Origin of the sequence: Gordonia sp. PP30, from assembly GCF_023100845.1 — a bacterium.
Lineage (GTDB): Bacteria > Actinomycetota > Actinomycetes > Mycobacteriales > Mycobacteriaceae > Gordonia.
In genome coordinates, this window is record NZ_CP095864.1 from 529,395 (window position 1) to 543,721 (window position 14,327).

The following is a 14,327-nucleotide window of genomic DNA, read 5'->3' on the forward strand; positions in this document are numbered from 1 at the left end:
TAGGAACCCCCACGACGATGGCTGCCTCCGACACGCCCGCACTCAACGCGACGGCCCGCGCACGACTGGCCGAACTGGTCACCGAACTCAGCGTGGTGCACGGCCGCGTGACGCTCTCCTCCGGTAAGGAGGCCGACTACTACGTCGACCTGCGCCGGGCGACGCTGCAGCACGAGGCGTCCCGGCTGATCGGCGCGCTGATGCGTGAGCTGACCGCCGACTGGGACTACGACGCCGTGGGCGGCCTGACGCTGGGCGCCGACCCGGTCGCGACGTCGATCATGCATGCGGCGGGCCGTCCGATCGACGCCTTCGTGGTCCGCAAGGCGGCCAAGGAGCACGGCATGCAGCGGCAGATCGAGGGACCGGACATCACCGGCCGCCGGGTGCTGATCGTGGAGGACACCTCGACCACGGGGGCGTCGCCGGCCAAGGCCGTCGAGGCCGCCCGCGCCGCCGGCGCGATCGTGGTGGGCGTCGCGACCGTCGTCGATCGGGACACCGGTGCCGACGACGTGATCCGCGCGCAGGAGGTCGGCTACCGCTCGCTGCTCGGGCTGGCCGACCTCGGCCTTGCCTGAGCCCTCGGGTCCCGAGCAGGGTTCCGAGCCCGGTCCCACCGAATGGCACAGCGGCCTGGGTGAGCCCGTCGGCGTCGGTCCGTGGCTCACCGAACGCGGTGCGCCGCTACCCGACGACCCCCGCTACGACCCCGAACTGCTCGACGCCGGAGACCGCCGCAACGTCGTCGACGCGTACCGGTACTGGACGCGGGAGGCGATCGTCGCCGACCTCGACACCAAACGGCACCGCTTCCACGTGGCGATCGAGAACTGGGGCCACGACGCCAACATCGGGACGGTCGTGCGCACGGCGAACGCCTTCCTCGCGGCCGGCGTGCACATCGTCGGACGACGACGCTGGAACCGCCGCGGCGCCATGGTGACCGACCGCTACCAGCACATCCACCACCACGCGACGATCGACGATCTGACGGCCTGGGCGGCCGGGAACGGGCTCGTCGTGGTGGCCGTCGACAACACCCCCGGATCGGTGCGGCTGGAGGAGACCGAGCTCCCGGAGAACGCGCTGCTGCTGTTCGGTCAGGAGGGGCCCGGGGTGACCGAGGAGGCGAGCGGGGCCGCCGCGATGACAGTGTCGATCGCGCAGTTCGGGTCCACCCGCAGTATCAACGCGGGGGTGGCCGCCGGGATCGTCATGCACGCGTGGATCACGCGGCACGCGGATCTCGGTGCGGCCTGGTAGCGAACCCGTCGGTCAGCAGCGGGTCGCGGCGGTGGCGGACCACCGCCGCGAGGGCCTGCAGGCGGTCTTCCACCCGGGAGACCGCATCGGCCAGCTGGGCCGGATCGTCGGCGTCGGCGATCAGGGCGACGACGTTGCCGGTGGCGCCGGTCAGATAGGGGACCACGTCCACCGACCGCGCCCCGATCACACCGAAGCGCGCGCCGGTCGCGGCGAGGCGTCGTGCGTAGTCGTGCGCGGCGGGGTCGTCGAGCACCACCACCTGCACGGTCGGGAGGGCGAACTGCGGGTGCTGGATCGGTGTCATCATGCGTTCAGCCTCGCGTGCCGGGCTCGGGGTCGGCTCGGGCGGCGCTGTGAATCGGCTGTCAGCCGGCTCCGCTACTTGCTGATGCCGCCGGTGAGGATCGCGGCCAGCTCGTGATAGGCGCTGGCATCGTCGAGACCGGTGCTCGCCCGCACGCCGCCCTGCTGGATGCGGGCGATCATCGTGGCCGCCAGGTCGGCGGCGAAGGCGGCGTGCACCGGCCGGAACTCCCCGGCCGCGACACCGGCGTCGATCATCTGCTGGACGCGGGTCGCGGCCATCTCGGTGTTCTGCTGGTACACGTCGCGGGCCGGTGGGAACGCGTCGAGGTCGGCCATGAACCGGTCGGACGCGGGTGCGAGAGCCGCGCCGACGGCGTCGAGGAAACCGGTGATCTGTTCCCGGGCGCCGGTGATGTCCTGGACGCTCTCGGCGATCTCGTCCGTCGCGCGCCGGAAGAAGTGAACGGTGGCGGCCCGGACCAGCTGCTCCTTGCTGCCGGCGAGGGTGTACAGCGTCGACTTGGAGCAGCGCAGCCGCGCGGCGATCTCGTCGAGCGTGAGATGCGCGAACCCCTCGCTGAGGAAGAGGTCGACGATGCCGTCGAACAGTTCCGAGCGTCGGCGGGTGGCGAACTCGGGGGTGGGCCTGCTCATACCGGAAATGATACTGGCGGACCCCTTGCGGTACTAGTGGCCGCCCAGTACTGTCCTGAGTAATTCAGTACTGTTCAGCGTCGCCACAAGGAGATGTCATGCCGGTCGATCGCCTGCTGCCCACCGACGAGGCTCACGACCTCATCGCGCTCACCCGCGAGATCGCGGACAAGACCCTCGATCCGATCGTCGACGACTGCGAGAAGAACGAGACCTATCCCGAGGGCGTCTTCGCGACGCTCGGCGAGGCCGGACTGCTGAGCCTGCCGTACCCGGAGGAGTGGGGCGGCGGCGGACAGCCGTACGAGGTGTACCTGCAGGTGCTCGAGGAGATCGCCGCGCGGTGGGCGGCGGTCGGCGTGGCGGTGAGCGTGCACAGCCTCGCGTGTTTCCCGATGGCCGCCTTCGGTACGCCGGAGCAGCAGGAACGCTGGCTGCCCGAAATGCTCGGCGGCGCGACCATCGGCGCCTACAGCCTGTCCGAGCCGGACGCCGGATCGGACGCCGCGGCCCTCAAGTGCCGGGCCACCCCGACCGACGACGGCTACCGGATCCGCGGGACCAAGGCGTGGATCACCCACGGCGGCCTCGCCGACTTCTACAACCTCTTCGCCCGCACCGGCGAGGGATCCAAGGGCATCTCGTGCTTCCTGGTCCCGGGCAGCCTCGACGGTCTGAGCTTCGGCAAGCCGGAGGAGAAGATGGGCCTCACCGCGGTCCCCACCGCCTCCGCCACGTACGACGACGCCCTGGTGACCGCCGACCGCCGGATCGGTGCCGAGGGGCAGGGCCTGCAGATCGCCTTCAGCGCGCTCGACTCCGGGCGCCTCGGCATCGCGGCGGTGGCCACCGGCATCGCGCAGGCAGCCCTGGACGCGGCCGTCGCCTACGCCAAGGAGCGGGAGACCTTCGGGACCGCGATCATCAACCACCAGGGCCTCGGCTTCCTGCTGGCCGACATGGCCGCCGCCGTCGACTCCGCACGTGCCACCTATCTCGACGCCGCGCGCCGGCGTGACCGCGGGCTGCCGTACTCGCGCCAGGCCTCCGTCGCCAAGCTGGTGGCCACCGACACCGCGATGAAGGTGACCACCGATGCGGTGCAGGTGTTCGGCGGCAACGGCTACACCCGCGACTTCCGCGTCGAGCGCTTCATGCGCGAAGCCAAGATCACCCAGATCTTCGAGGGCACCAACCAGATCCAGCGACTCGTGATCGCCCGCGGCCTGGCCGCGAACTGAGCACCCCCCGATTCCGCCAAAGGAGAATCCATGAATCTGTCTGACTCCGTCGCGCTCGTGACCGGCGCCGCGTCCGGCCTCGGCAACGCCACCGCGCGCGCCCTGCACGAGCGGGGTGCGGCCGTGGTGCTCGTCGACCTGCCGTCGTCGGCCGGTGCGGCGGCCGCCGCAGATCTCGGCGAACGTGCGGTCTTCGTCCCGGGCGACGTGACCTCGCCGGACGACATCGCCGCGGCCGTCGCCGCCGCCACCGATCTCGGGCCGCTGCGCACCGTGGTGAACTGTGCCGGCGTCGCGACGCCGGGCAAGGTCCTGGGCCGCGGCGGGCCGCTGCCGCTGGACGTCTTCGAGCGTGTCGTGAAGATCAACCTGGTCGGCACGTTCAACGTGATCCGGCTGGCCGCCGAGCAGATGGTGGGGAACGAGCCGGTCGACGGCGACCGCGGCGTCATCGTCAACACCGCCTCGGTCGCCGCCTTCGACGGCCAGATCGGTCAGCCCGCGTACGCGGCCTCCAAGGGCGGCGTCGCCGCGATGACCCTGCCGATCGCGCGCGAACTGGCCGCCAAGCAGATCCGCGTCATGACGATCGCGCCGGGCATCTTCGAGACCCCGATGCTGGCCGGACTGCCCGAGGACGCGCAGCGCTCCCTCGGTGCGCAGGTGCCGCATCCGTCCCGGCTCGGCCGCGCCACCGAATACGCGGCGCTGGCCATGCACATCGTCGAGAACGCCATGCTCAACGGCGAGACCATCCGGCTCGACGGCGCCATCCGGATGGCGCCCAAGTGACTCCGGCCTCCACTCACCTCACCCGAAAGGATCGTCGACGATGACGACCGAGAACACTTCCCGTCCGCTCGCCGGACGCACCCTGATCATGTCCGGCGGCAGCCGCGGCATCGGCGAGGCGATCGCCCTGAAGGCGGCCCGTGCCGGTGCGAACATCACTCTCCTCGCCAAGACCGCCGAACCGCACCCGAAGCTCCCCGGGACCGTGTACACGGCGGCGAAGGCCATCGAGGAAGCCGGCGGCCAGGCGCTGCCGATCGTCGGCGACGTCCGCGACGACGAGCAGGTGGCCGACGCGGTCGCGCGGACCGTCGAGCGATTCGGCGGCATCGACATCGTGGTGAACAACGCCAGTGCGCTCGACATCAGCCGCACCGAAGAGCTGCCGATGAAGAAGTACGACCTGATGCAGGACATCAACGCGCGCGGGGCGTTTCTGCTCTCCAAGCTGTCGATCCCGCATCTGCGGGCCTCCGACAACGCGCACATCCTCACCCTGTCGCCGCCGATCACGCTGGATCCGGCGTGGTTCGCCGAGATCGGCACCGGCTACACGATCTCCAAGTTCTCGATGTCCCTGGTCACGCTCGGACTGGCCGCGGAACTGAAGGCGGACGGGGTGGCGGTGAACTCGCTGTGGCCGCGCACCACCATCGACACCGCGGCGGTCCGCAACATCCTGGGCGAGGATCTCGTCTCGGCGAGCCGGACCCCGGAGATCATCGCCGACGCCGCGATGCTGATCCTGTCGCGCCCGGCCGGCGGCGAGAGCGGACGCTGCTACATCGACGACGAGGTGCTGACCGACGCGGGTGTCACCGATCTCGAGCGCTACCAGGTGACGCCGGGGCCGATCGACGGCCTGGAACTGGACTTCTGGATGTCGCGCGCCTGACCGGCGCCGGTGCGCCGAGGGCCTGCCGGGCGCCGGCCTGCTGTTCTGTGGTCGTGGAGCGACCGCGGAACAGCAGGCGAGGCGGCGGAGGTCAGGCCTCTTCGTTCAGATCCAGTTCGACCGGGATCTCCTTGCCGCGGTTGCGGCGTCGGCGGTACCACTCGATGAACATCGGGAGCACCGAGACCAGCACGATCAGGATGAAGATCGGCTCGATCAGCTTCTGCACGATCTGGAACTGGCCCAGCCAGTAGCCCAGGAGCACGATGCCCGCACCCCAGACGATGGCGCCGACCACGTTGTACAGTGCGAACACCGCCCAGCGCATTTTCGCGGCACCGGCGACGATCGGCGCGATGGTGCGGACGATCGGCACGAAGCGCGCCAGGAAGATGGTGATCGGGCCGCGCTCCTCGAAGAACTGGTGCGCCTCGTCCAGGTAGCGTTGCTTGAGGAAGCGTGCCTGCGGCTTGAACATCGACGTGCCGACGTAGCGGCCGATCCAGTAGCCGATCTGGCCGCCGATGATCGCCGCGACCGGGACGAACACGCACAGCTGCCAGAGGTGGAAGTTCGCGTCGGCGACGGCCTTCGCGTGCTCCGCGCTGGTCGAACCGGCGGCGATCAGACCCGCGACGAACAGCAGCGAATCGCCGGGCAGGACGGGGAAGAGGACACCCGACTCGATCAGGACCACCAGCAGCAGTCCCCAGAACGCCCAGGCCCCGAACCACCCGATCAGGGTGTAGGGGTCCATGAAGCTCGGCATCAGGGCGACGTTCATCGTCGTGGTGGCGCTGGCCAGGGAAGCGTCGATCACAGGACCTCACAGTACCGGCGAAACCTTGGAGATTCCCTAACCGGACGTCCATTGCGCTGTGACGTTGGCTGGGTTGGCCGGGCCGGGACCCGCCGGTCGCCGGCAACCGGCATACTGTGATGGACCGAAAACGCCTGAGTGCGGCCCCAAATCGCTGGAGGACTCTGATGCCCATCGCAACACCCGAGAAGTACGTCGAGATGCTCGCGAAGGCCAAGGAGGGCGGCTACGCCTTCCCGGCCATCAACTGCACCTCCTCGGAGACCGTCAACGCCGCGCTGAAGGGCTTCGCCGACGCCGGCTCCGACGGCATCATCCAGTTCTCCACCGGCGGCGCGGAGTTCGGCTCCGGTCTGGGTGTGAAGGACATGGTGGTCGGCGCCGTGGCGCTCGCCGAGTTCGCACACGTCGTCGCCGAGCGGTACGACATCACCGTCGCCCTGCACACCGACCACTGCCCCAAGGACAAGCTCGACACCTACGTCCGCCCGCTGATCGCGATCTCGCAGGAGCGCGTCGACAAGGGACAGAACCCGCTGTTCCAGTCGCACATGTGGGACGGTTCGGCGGTCCCGATCGACGAGAACCTGGCGATCGCCCAGGAACTGCTGGCCCTGACCTCGAAGGCGAACATCATCCTCGAGGTGGAGATCGGCGTGGTCGGCGGCGAGGAGGACGGCGTCGAGGCCGAGATCAACGAGAAGCTGTACACCTCGGTCGAGGACTTCCAGAAGACCGTCAACGCGCTCGGCACCGGCGAGAAGGGCCGCTACCTGCTGGCCGCCACCTTCGGCAACGTCCACGGCGTCTACAAGCCGGGCAACGTGAAGCTGCAGCCGTCGGTCCTGCTCGACGGCCAGAAGGCCGCCGCGGAGCTCATCGGCAAGGAAGAGGGCGCGAAGGTCTTCGACTTCGTGTTCCACGGCGGCTCGGGCTCGCTCAAGAGCGAGATCGAGGAGGCCCTGAGCTACGGCGTGATCAAGATGAACGTCGACACCGACACCCAGTACGCCTTCACCCGTCCGGTGGTCGGCCACATGTTCACCAACTACGACGGCGTCCTCAAGATCGACGGCGAGGTGGGCAACAAGAAGGTCTACGACCCGCGCAGCTACCTCAAGAAGGCGGAGGCCGGCATGGCCGAGCGCGTCGTCGAGGCCTGCAACGACCTCAAGTCGGCGGGCAAGACCATCGGTCGCTAAGTCCTTCAGACCCGGGTCCTGAAACGACGAAGTGCCCCTGCCGGCCGGCAGGGGCACTTCGTGTTCCGGGGGATTACGGCTGGTCGCAGACCTTCCAGCTGCCGTCGACCTTGTGCAGGGTGATCTGAGCGGACGTGGTGACCTTGGGGTCGCCCGAGTTGTAGACGTCGACGCCCACGCGGGCGGTGTCGCCGTCGACGGCCACGCCGGTGATGTCCTTGAACTTCATCATCTGGTTCTGTGCCTTCTGGGCCTGGAAGGCCTTGGCGAACTCCTCGGGCGAGACCTTCGAGTAGTACTGGTACTCCTCGCCGCAGGTGATGTCGCGCAGGGCCTCGAGGTCGCCGTCGGACATCGCGTTCTGGTAGCTCCTGGCGGCGTCGGCGACCTTGTTCTGCGTCGACTGGTCGAACATGAAGTACCAGATCAGCACCGCGGCGACGGCGATGATCGCCGCGACCAGTAGGGCGCCCAGTGCCATGAGGCGGCCGCGGCGCTTCTTCGGCTCCTGCGGCTGCGCGCCGGGGATCACCTGCGGCTGATGTGGGGTGCTCGACCACGCCTGCTGCTCGGCCGGCTTCGCCGGGGCCCCGGCCGCGGCGGCAGCTCCGGCTGCGGCGGTGGTAGCGACCGCGGCGGTCGGCAGTTCGATCTTCTCGGTCGGCGTCACGTCGGCGCTGGACTCCACGGTGCCCTTGGTGGAGTCCTCGACGGCCTCGGGGGCGTCGTCCTCGGCCTCGGCGGGAGCCTGGGCGGCGATCACCGCGGTCTCGCTGTCGTCGGCGGCCGGCGCGGCCTCGGCCTGCGTATCCTCGGCCTGCGCGTCGGCGTCCGCCTCGGTGAGGTCGACGGTGTGCTCAACGATCTCCGGGCGGGTCACCGAATCGGGATCGACGGCCTCGACCGCGGTGCGGGCCGGAGCCTGCGCACGGTCACCCGAACCGGCGACGGTCACCACCGTCTCGGTCGGGAACGACGACGCGTCACCGGCCTCGGCGGAGTCCTCGACGTCGGAGCCCTCGGCGGGCTCATCGGTGACCACCGTGGTCTCCTCGGTCGCCTGCTCGACCACCGGGATGGCGAACGCCTTGGTCGGCGACTCGGAGTCGCCGCCCCCGCCCGGGCTCTGGCCCGGCTCGATCCGGACCACGGAGGTCTCTGCGCCGTCGTCCTCGGGAACGGCTGCCGGGGTGGCATCGTCGTCTCCGGCCCGGCGGGCGCGGAAGGCGTCGACCGCCTTCTTGACGGCGCTCTGGTTGTCGTTATCGGAAGTCGGCATGCTGCGCTGGTCCTACGAGTCGTGGGTAGTCGGGCGGCCTGGCGGCGGCGCCATGCCCCAAAGGGTATCGAACAATGAGTGACGCGGCTCCGGCCGGGAGGGGGCCACGGAGTGATTGAATGGCGGGGTGACCTCATTCGGAGACTTGCTGGGACCCCCGCCGACGCTCCTGACCGGAGATGACGACGCCGAGTCTGATCTGCTGAACGGCGTCGATCCGGCCGCCGTCGCCGCGCAGTACCCGTCGGCGTCGATCGCCTGGGCGTACCTCGCCGAGGCGGCGCTGAACGGTGCGGACGACGACGTCGCGGCCCAGACCGCCGCTTACGCCTACGCCCGCACCGGCTACCACCGCGGGCTGGATCAGCTGCGCAGGCACGGCTGGAAGGGCTACGGCCCGGTGCCGTGGAGCCACCAGCAGAACCAGGGCTTTCTGCGGTGTGTCGGGGCGCTGGCCCGCGCGGCGCAGCTGATCGGCGAAGAGGACGAATACGCGCGCTGCCTGGATCTGCTGAACGACAGCGACCCGGCGGCGATCGACGAACTCGGCCTCTCCTAGCTCGCCGACCATGACCACCGATCGGATCCGGGCGACGCGCTCGCGACTGATCGGGCACCTGCCGGAGTGGTTGCAGAAGCGGGTACGGCGACTCGGCCTCTCGCTGGTCCCGATCCTGCAGTGCGCGATCGCCGGCGGGCTCGCCTGGTTCATCGCGCACGACCTGCTGCATCATCAGCGGCCGTTCTTCGCCCCGATTTCCGCGGTCGCGTCCCTCGGGCTGGTGCTGGCCAAACGGTGGCGGCGGTCGATCGAGCTGATCGGCGGGGTATTGATCGGCATCGTGATCGGCGACCTGATCATCTCGCGGATCGGCGCCGGTCCGTGGCAGATCGCGGTGGTGGTCGCCCTGGCGATGATGGCGGCCGTCTTATTCGACAGCGCGCCGATGGTGACTAATCAGGCGGGGGCGTCGGCCGTCCTTGTGGCCACCCTGTTGCCGCCCGGGAACGCCGCGGGCTACGAGCGAATGCTCGACGCCGTGGTCGGCGGCGGCGTCGCGCTCCTCATCGGCGCGCTGGTGCCGTTCAATCCGGCGCATCGGGCACGTCGTGACGCCGCCCTGCTCCTGGCTACGTTGCGGGATCTGTCCGGCGATCTCGCGGTGGCGCTGCGGACGGTCGACGCCGACTCGGTCCAGCGGGTGCTGGCGCGGGCGCGGGCCACCCAGTCGTCGATCGACGCCATGCACTCGGACATGCGGGCCGGCCGGGAGGTCGGCACCCTTTCTCCGCTGTACTGGGCGGAACGGCCACGGCTGCGGCGGATCGCGGACACCGGTGCGCCGATCGACAACGCGATGCGCAACTTCCGGGTCTGCACGCGGCGCGCGCTGGGTCTCACGCAGCGCGGGGTGGTGGTGGAGCCGCCGATCGTCGATCTGATCGCGGCGCTGCCCGAGGGTTTCGAGGTCCTGCGCCAGATGATGCTGGCCCCGCCGAAGGGCGCCCCCGATCAGGCCGACGCGGCGCGGGTGCTCCGGTCGATCCTCCGGCGCGCGGCGCCGGGGATCGCGGAGGCGCAGGCGGCAATCACCGAGGGGGAGGGCGACGTCTCCGAGGTGGCGCTGCTGGTGGAGCTCCGGTCGCTGCTGGTGGACATGCTGATGGTGACCGGGCTGAAGCGGGAGTCGGCGATCGCCCAGCTGCGTCTTTCCTAGCGAGGGGTGCGTTTCGACTCGGTCTCGCCCCTGCGGGCTCGACCGGCTCAACGGGCGGGTGGCCGCCCGCCCGTTGAGCCCGGCGAGGCGCCAGCCGAGCCGGTGTCGAAACGCCGTTCTCGAGCCCGGATGTGACGCCCGGCGCAGAGCCCTTGATTCACATGCGAAATCGCGCATATATTGAGGTCATGAGCAACGTGCACGATCACTCGCAGGCCGGCCACTCGCACGGACCGACGGCCGCCGACCTGGCCGCCGGGGAGGCGGCGGCGCGGCGGCTCTGGCCGATGGTGCTGGCCGTGGTGCTGATCGGCGGGTACTTCTTCGTCGAGTTGTTCGTCGGCATCACGATCGGTTCGCTGGCGCTGATCGCCGACGCGGGGCACATGCTGACCGACGTGGTCGCGGTCTCGATGGGCTTGTCCGCGCTGCTGCTGGCGCGGCACGGGCGGATCACCGACGGCCGGAGCTTCGGCTGGTACCGGGCCGAGGTGTTCACCGCCGTGGTCAACGCGGTGCTGCTCATCGGCGTCGGCATCTTCGTGGTGTACGAGGCGATCCGCCGGATCGGCGGTGCGTCGCCGGAGGTGCCGGGCCGTCCGCTGGTGATCGTGGCGCTGGTCGGGCTGGTGGTGAACGTCGTCGTCATGCTGCTGCTACGGGCCGACGCGCGGGGTTCGATCGCGGTGCGCGGGGCGTATCTGGAAGTCCTCGCCGACGCCGTCGGCAGCGTCGGCGTGCTGGTCGCGGGTGTGGTGATGATGACGACCGGCTGGGAGTACGCCGATGTCGTGGTCGCCGTGTGCATCGCGGTGTGGGTGGTCCCGCGGGCGATCGGGCTCGCGCGGGATGCCTTGCGGATCCTCAATCAGCAGGCACCCGACCACGTCGACCTCGACGCCCTCCGGAACGAGTTGGCGCATGTTCCCGGTGTCACCGACGTGCACGACTTGCACGTATGGTCGGTGACCACCGGGATGGACGTCGCGACGGTGCACGTCGGCAGCGCCGACGACGACTACGCGCGCGTCCTCGCCGACACTCGCGCGGTGCTCGGCGAATACGGTCTGGTTCACGCCACCGTCCAGGTGGACCCGGTCGACGGCGGTGCCGGCTGCTGCGACCGGCTGTCGTGGTGACGGCTGACGTCGGCTCCGTGCCACGCTGATCGACGCCACCCTCGACTGGCACGTCGAATTCGGATACCTGTACGACCCCGGCACGCCCTCCCGGTCGCGTGTCGCGGGTCGTCTTTCGTGTCGCTGCTCATGCACGGCACGCGACACGGAAATGGACCCGCGACACGCACGTCCTCGGGGAGGAACGGACATCGCGACGCGGCTCAGGCGCTGGGCCGTCGTTCGCGTCGGGTCAGCGCCAGAAGAGGAACAGCCGCCAGGCCTCACCGACCAGGCCGCCGGGCACGCCGAACAGCTCGATGATCCGGTAGATGAGATCGAAGAACGCCCGGTTGAGCGCCGGGATGAAGAGCAGCGCGAAGATGATCAGGAATCCCCACGGGGCGATCTGCGCCGCGCTGCGCCGGGTCTCGGGCGAGAGATAGGGCTCGATGGCGCCGTAGCCGTCGAACCCGGGCATCGGGATCAGATTCAGGACGGTCGCGGTGATCTGCAGGAAGGCCAGCATGGCCAGCCCGGACAGCAGATTGAGGTTGTCGGTCGTGATCGGCACCGCCGCCACCGCCAGCAGCAGGATCACGCCGCAGACCAGGTTGGTCAGCGGTCCGGCCAGGCTGATCCGGGTGCGCTGGCCCTTCGTCATGCCCGACGTGTTCAGGTACACCGCGCCGCCTGGGAAACCGATCCCGCCGAGCACGATGATCAGCAGCGGCAGGCCGATCGACAGCCCGGGATGGGTGTACTTGCGCGGGTCGAGCGTCAGGTAGCCGCGGAGCTCCGTCGTCCGGTCGCCGTAGACGAACGCGAGGAAGGCGTGCGCGAACTCGTGCAGGCATAGCGAGATCATCCAGCCGGCCAGGATCAGCAGCCACATGCCGCCGATCGCCGCGCCGGAATTCACGCTGCCGCTGCGCCAGAGCAGCACGCCGCCGCCGACCGCGGCCGCGACCATCAGCGCGAAGACCGGGCCCGGCCGGACCGCCCGGGCGGCCGCCAGTGCGGGTGAACTGTTCACGGGCGCACCAGCTTCCAGTCGATGTGGTGCCGGTAGAAGGTGGACCGCTTCACCGGTCGCGGCGACAGCTCCCCTTCACGTTCGACGACCAGGTTGGTGCCGCCGGTCTGCACGGCGCGCCCGGTCAGCCAGCCGCCGGGGATCAGGCGGTCGAGCCGGGCCCGGACCCCGGGCGCCTCGGTCAGCGGCTCGATGACCACGCCGCGGACATCACCGTCGAAGAGCCGCTCGGAATCGACATAGGTCTCGCCGTGCAGCTTCACCCGCCCGGAACCCGGTTCCGGGGCCGCGCCCAGGTGCCGTGCCCGGCCGACCAGCACGGTGGCGGCATCGTCGCGGATCAGCGGAAGGTCGTGCGCGACACCGGATTCGGCGAGCTTCGCCGCGGCTTCTCCGTGCGGCAGGCCGTACGCCCGGGTGGCCCGGGTGGCGGCCGCGGGGACGTAGGCCACCTCGACGTCGAGCCGCTCGTGGCGCATCAGGACGCCGACCACCTGGGAGAGGAACAGGTCGGCGGCGGCGCTGTCGGCCGGGGGCGTGACGATCAGCCGCGAGACGCCCGGATCGGTGATCGCCGCGGCGACGGCGCGGGACAGCGCAGCGGCTTCGGCGCCGGGCGGCGGTGGGGAGATCGCGTGAGATACCACGTGAATAGGGTATCTGTGCGGTTCACCCAGTAGGGTTGCGGTGAATAGGAGGAGCACCTGACATGGCTGCGATTGTGCTTATCGGCGCCCAGTGGGGCGACGAGGGCAAAGGTAAGGCGACGGATCTGCTGGGCGGCAAGCTCCAATGGGTCGTCCGCTACCAGGGCGGCAACAACGCGGGTCACACCGTCGTGCTGCCGAACGGCGAGACCTTCGCTCTCCATCTGATCCCGTCGGGAATCCTGACGCCGGGGGTGAACAACGTGATCGGCAACGGCGTCGTCGTCGATCCGTCGGTCCTGCTGACTGAACTCCGTGGTCTGGAAGAGCGCGACGTCGACACCGCCGGGCTGATGATCTCCGCGGACGCGCACCTGTTGATGCCGTACCACGTGGCGATCGACAAGGTGACCGAACGTTTCCTCGGCAACAGCAAGATCGGCACCACCGGTCGCGGCATCGGCCCGTGCTACCAGGACAAGATCGCCCGCGTGGGCGTCCGGGTGGCCGATGTGCTCGACGAGAAGATCCTGACCCAGAAGGTCGAAGCGGCCCTGGAGATCAAGAATCAGATCCTCACCAAGATCTACAACCGCAAGGGCCTGGACTCGCAGCAGGTGGTCGACGAGACACTCGAGCTGGCCGAGGGCTTCAAGCACCGCATCGCCGACACCCGGCTGCTGCTGAATCAGGCGCTCGAGCGCGGCGACACCATCCTCCTGGAGGGCAGCCAGGGCACGTTGCTCGACGTCGACCACGGCACCTACCCATATGTGACGTCATCGAACCCGACCGCGGGCGGCGCGGCCGTCGGTTCGGGTATCGGGCCGAACAAGATCACCACGGTTCTCGGCATCCTCAAGGCCTACACCACCCGCGTGGGCTCCGGCCCGTTCCCGACCGAGCTCTTCGATGAGTGGGGCGAGTACCTGGCCAAGACCGGTGGCGAGGTGGGCGTCACCACCGGCCGTGCGCGCCGGTGCGGCTGGTTCGACGCCGTCATCGCCCGCTACGCCACCCGCGTGAACGGCATCACCGACTACTTCCTCACCAAGCTCGATGTGCTGTCGGGCATCGATGAGGTGCCGATCTGCGTCGCCTACGAGGTCGACGGGGTGCGCTACGACGACATGCCGATGACGCAGACCGGATTCCACCACGCCACCCCGGTCTACGAGACCATGCCCGGCTGGTGGGAGGACATCTCCGGCTGCCGGACCTTCGATGAGCTGCCGCAGAACGCGCAGAACTACGTGCTGCGGCTGGAAGAGCTGTCGGGTGCGTTCATCTCGTGCATCGGTGTCGGGCCCGGCCGCGAACAGACCATCGTGCGCCGCGAAATCGTCTGAG

General features: G+C 69.6%; 16 protein-coding genes. 10 read left to right on the forward strand and 6 right to left on the reverse strand.

Annotated elements, in window-relative coordinates; all coding sequences use genetic code 11:
- Positions 1-17 precede the first annotated feature (17 nt).
- On the forward strand, positions 18-581 hold the full coding sequence (gene pyrE / locus MYK68_RS02370) for an orotate phosphoribosyltransferase (RefSeq protein ID WP_247866135.1): 564 nt from the start codon (positions 18-20) through the stop codon (positions 579-581).
- On the forward strand, positions 574-1,266 hold the full coding sequence (locus MYK68_RS02375; protein WP_247866136.1) for a TrmH family RNA methyltransferase: 693 nt from the start codon (positions 574-576) through the stop codon (positions 1,264-1,266). The genes pyrE and MYK68_RS02375 overlap by 8 nt, the downstream gene beginning before the upstream one ends.
- On the opposite strand, the gene MYK68_RS02380 is transcribed toward MYK68_RS02375, so the two are convergent.
- Both MYK68_RS02380 and MYK68_RS02385 read right to left on the reverse strand, forming a co-directional pair.
- Positions 1,232-1,576: an SDR family oxidoreductase gene (locus tag MYK68_RS02380; protein WP_247866137.1), complete on the reverse strand. Its 345-nt coding sequence runs from the start codon at positions 1,574-1,576 to the stop codon at positions 1,232-1,234. The two genes, MYK68_RS02375 and MYK68_RS02380, sit on opposite strands and share 35 nt — an antisense overlap.
- Positions 1,577-1,647: 71 nt before the next feature.
- The gene (locus MYK68_RS02385; protein ID WP_247866138.1) at positions 1,648-2,229 is read right to left on the reverse strand and encodes a TetR/AcrR family transcriptional regulator; all 582 of its coding nucleotides are present in this window, start codon (positions 2,227-2,229) and stop codon (positions 1,648-1,650) included.
- Between the two features lie 98 nt (positions 2,230-2,327).
- Here MYK68_RS02385 and MYK68_RS02390 point away from each other — a divergent pair, with 98 nt between their 5' ends.
- The 3 genes from MYK68_RS02390 to MYK68_RS02400 are packed head-to-tail and all read left to right on the forward strand — an operon-like array spanning position 2,328 to position 5,157.
- Positions 2,328-3,470 carry an acyl-CoA dehydrogenase family protein gene (locus tag MYK68_RS02390; protein WP_247866139.1) on the forward strand — a complete coding sequence of 381 codons (1,143 nt, stop codon included), beginning with the start codon at positions 2,328-2,330 and terminating at the stop codon, positions 3,468-3,470.
- A 30-nt stretch (positions 3,471-3,500) separates the two neighbouring features.
- A complete protein-coding gene (locus MYK68_RS02395) occupies positions 3,501-4,262 on the forward strand; it encodes an SDR family NAD(P)-dependent oxidoreductase (protein ID WP_247866140.1) in 762 nt (253 codons plus the stop codon).
- Positions 4,263-4,302: 40 nt separating this feature from the next.
- The gene (locus MYK68_RS02400) at positions 4,303-5,157 is read left to right on the forward strand and encodes an SDR family oxidoreductase (RefSeq protein WP_247866141.1); all 855 of its coding nucleotides are present in this window, start codon (positions 4,303-4,305) and stop codon (positions 5,155-5,157) included.
- A 91-nt stretch (positions 5,158-5,248) separates the two neighbouring features.
- On the opposite strand, the gene MYK68_RS02405 is transcribed toward MYK68_RS02400, so the two are convergent.
- Positions 5,249-5,977: a DedA family protein gene (locus MYK68_RS02405; RefSeq protein ID WP_247866142.1), complete on the reverse strand. Its 729-nt coding sequence runs from the start codon at positions 5,975-5,977 to the stop codon at positions 5,249-5,251.
- Between the two features lie 167 nt (positions 5,978-6,144).
- Between MYK68_RS02405 and fbaA the strand changes: the two genes are divergently transcribed.
- Positions 6,145-7,179 (forward strand): class II fructose-bisphosphate aldolase, encoded by a 1,035-nt coding sequence (gene fbaA / locus MYK68_RS02410; RefSeq protein ID WP_247866143.1) that lies wholly within the window; start codon positions 6,145-6,147, stop codon positions 7,177-7,179.
- 73 nt (positions 7,180-7,252) lie between these two features.
- On the opposite strand, the gene MYK68_RS02415 is transcribed toward fbaA, so the two are convergent.
- Positions 7,253-8,458: an Rv0361 family membrane protein gene (locus MYK68_RS02415; RefSeq protein WP_247866144.1), complete on the reverse strand. Its 1,206-nt coding sequence runs from the start codon at positions 8,456-8,458 to the stop codon at positions 7,253-7,255.
- A 127-nt stretch (positions 8,459-8,585) separates the two neighbouring features.
- Between MYK68_RS02415 and MYK68_RS02420 the strand changes: the two genes are divergently transcribed.
- The 3 genes from MYK68_RS02420 to MYK68_RS02430 all read left to right on the forward strand — a co-directional run bounded on the left by MYK68_RS02420 (position 8,586) and on the right by MYK68_RS02430 (position 11,315).
- Positions 8,586-9,017 carry a DUF3151 domain-containing protein gene (locus tag MYK68_RS02420; RefSeq protein WP_247866145.1) on the forward strand — a complete coding sequence of 144 codons (432 nt, stop codon included), beginning with the start codon at positions 8,586-8,588 and terminating at the stop codon, positions 9,015-9,017.
- 10 nt (positions 9,018-9,027) lie between these two features.
- A complete protein-coding gene (locus tag MYK68_RS02425; protein ID WP_247866146.1) occupies positions 9,028-10,176 on the forward strand; it encodes an FUSC family protein in 1,149 nt (382 codons plus the stop codon).
- Positions 10,177-10,364: 188 nt separating this feature from the next.
- The gene (locus MYK68_RS02430) at positions 10,365-11,315 is read left to right on the forward strand and encodes a cation diffusion facilitator family transporter (RefSeq protein WP_247866147.1); all 951 of its coding nucleotides are present in this window, start codon (positions 10,365-10,367) and stop codon (positions 11,313-11,315) included.
- A gap of 232 nt (positions 11,316-11,547) precedes the next feature.
- Here the strand turns inward: MYK68_RS02430 and MYK68_RS02435 are convergent, their stop codons facing one another.
- Positions 11,548-12,267, reverse strand: a complete 720-nt coding sequence (locus tag MYK68_RS02435) for a site-2 protease family protein (protein WP_247867901.1) — start codon at positions 12,265-12,267, stop codon at positions 11,548-11,550.
- Positions 12,268-12,326: 59 nt separating this feature from the next.
- On the reverse strand, positions 12,327-12,977 hold the full coding sequence (locus tag MYK68_RS02440) for a hypothetical protein (protein WP_247866148.1): 651 nt from the start codon (positions 12,975-12,977) through the stop codon (positions 12,327-12,329).
- Between the two features lie 62 nt (positions 12,978-13,039).
- Between MYK68_RS02440 and MYK68_RS02445 the strand changes: the two genes are divergently transcribed.
- A complete protein-coding gene (locus MYK68_RS02445) occupies positions 13,040-14,326 on the forward strand; it encodes an adenylosuccinate synthase (RefSeq protein ID WP_247866149.1) in 1,287 nt (428 codons plus the stop codon).
- Position 14,327 lies beyond the last annotated feature (1 nt).

Excerpts from the sequence above, each read along its gene's own strand:
- pyrE (WP_247866135.1), top strand. The coding sequence starts at position 18 with ATGGCTGCCTCCGACACGCCCGCACTCAACGCGACGGCCCGCGCACGA.
- MYK68_RS02380 (WP_247866137.1), bottom strand. The coding sequence starts at position 1,576 with ATGATGACACCGATCCAGCACCCGCAGTTCGCCCTCCCGACCGTGCAG.
- MYK68_RS02385 (WP_247866138.1), bottom strand. The coding sequence starts at position 2,229 with ATGAGCAGGCCCACCCCCGAGTTCGCCACCCGCCGACGCTCGGAACTG.
- MYK68_RS02390 (WP_247866139.1), top strand. The coding sequence starts at position 2,328 with ATGCCGGTCGATCGCCTGCTGCCCACCGACGAGGCTCACGACCTCATC.
- MYK68_RS02395 (WP_247866140.1), top strand. The coding sequence starts at position 3,501 with ATGAATCTGTCTGACTCCGTCGCGCTCGTGACCGGCGCCGCGTCCGGC.
- MYK68_RS02400 (WP_247866141.1), top strand. The coding sequence starts at position 4,303 with ATGACGACCGAGAACACTTCCCGTCCGCTCGCCGGACGCACCCTGATC.
- fbaA (WP_247866143.1), top strand. The coding sequence starts at position 6,145 with ATGCCCATCGCAACACCCGAGAAGTACGTCGAGATGCTCGCGAAGGCC.
- MYK68_RS02415 (WP_247866144.1), bottom strand. The coding sequence starts at position 8,458 with ATGCCGACTTCCGATAACGACAACCAGAGCGCCGTCAAGAAGGCGGTC.
- MYK68_RS02425 (WP_247866146.1), top strand. The coding sequence starts at position 9,028 with ATGACCACCGATCGGATCCGGGCGACGCGCTCGCGACTGATCGGGCAC.
- MYK68_RS02430 (WP_247866147.1), top strand. The coding sequence starts at position 10,365 with ATGAGCAACGTGCACGATCACTCGCAGGCCGGCCACTCGCACGGACCG.
- MYK68_RS02435 (WP_247867901.1), bottom strand. The coding sequence starts at position 12,267 with ATGGTCGCGGCCGCGGTCGGCGGCGGCGTGCTGCTCTGGCGCAGCGGC.
- MYK68_RS02445 (WP_247866149.1), top strand. The coding sequence starts at position 13,040 with ATGGCTGCGATTGTGCTTATCGGCGCCCAGTGGGGCGACGAGGGCAAA.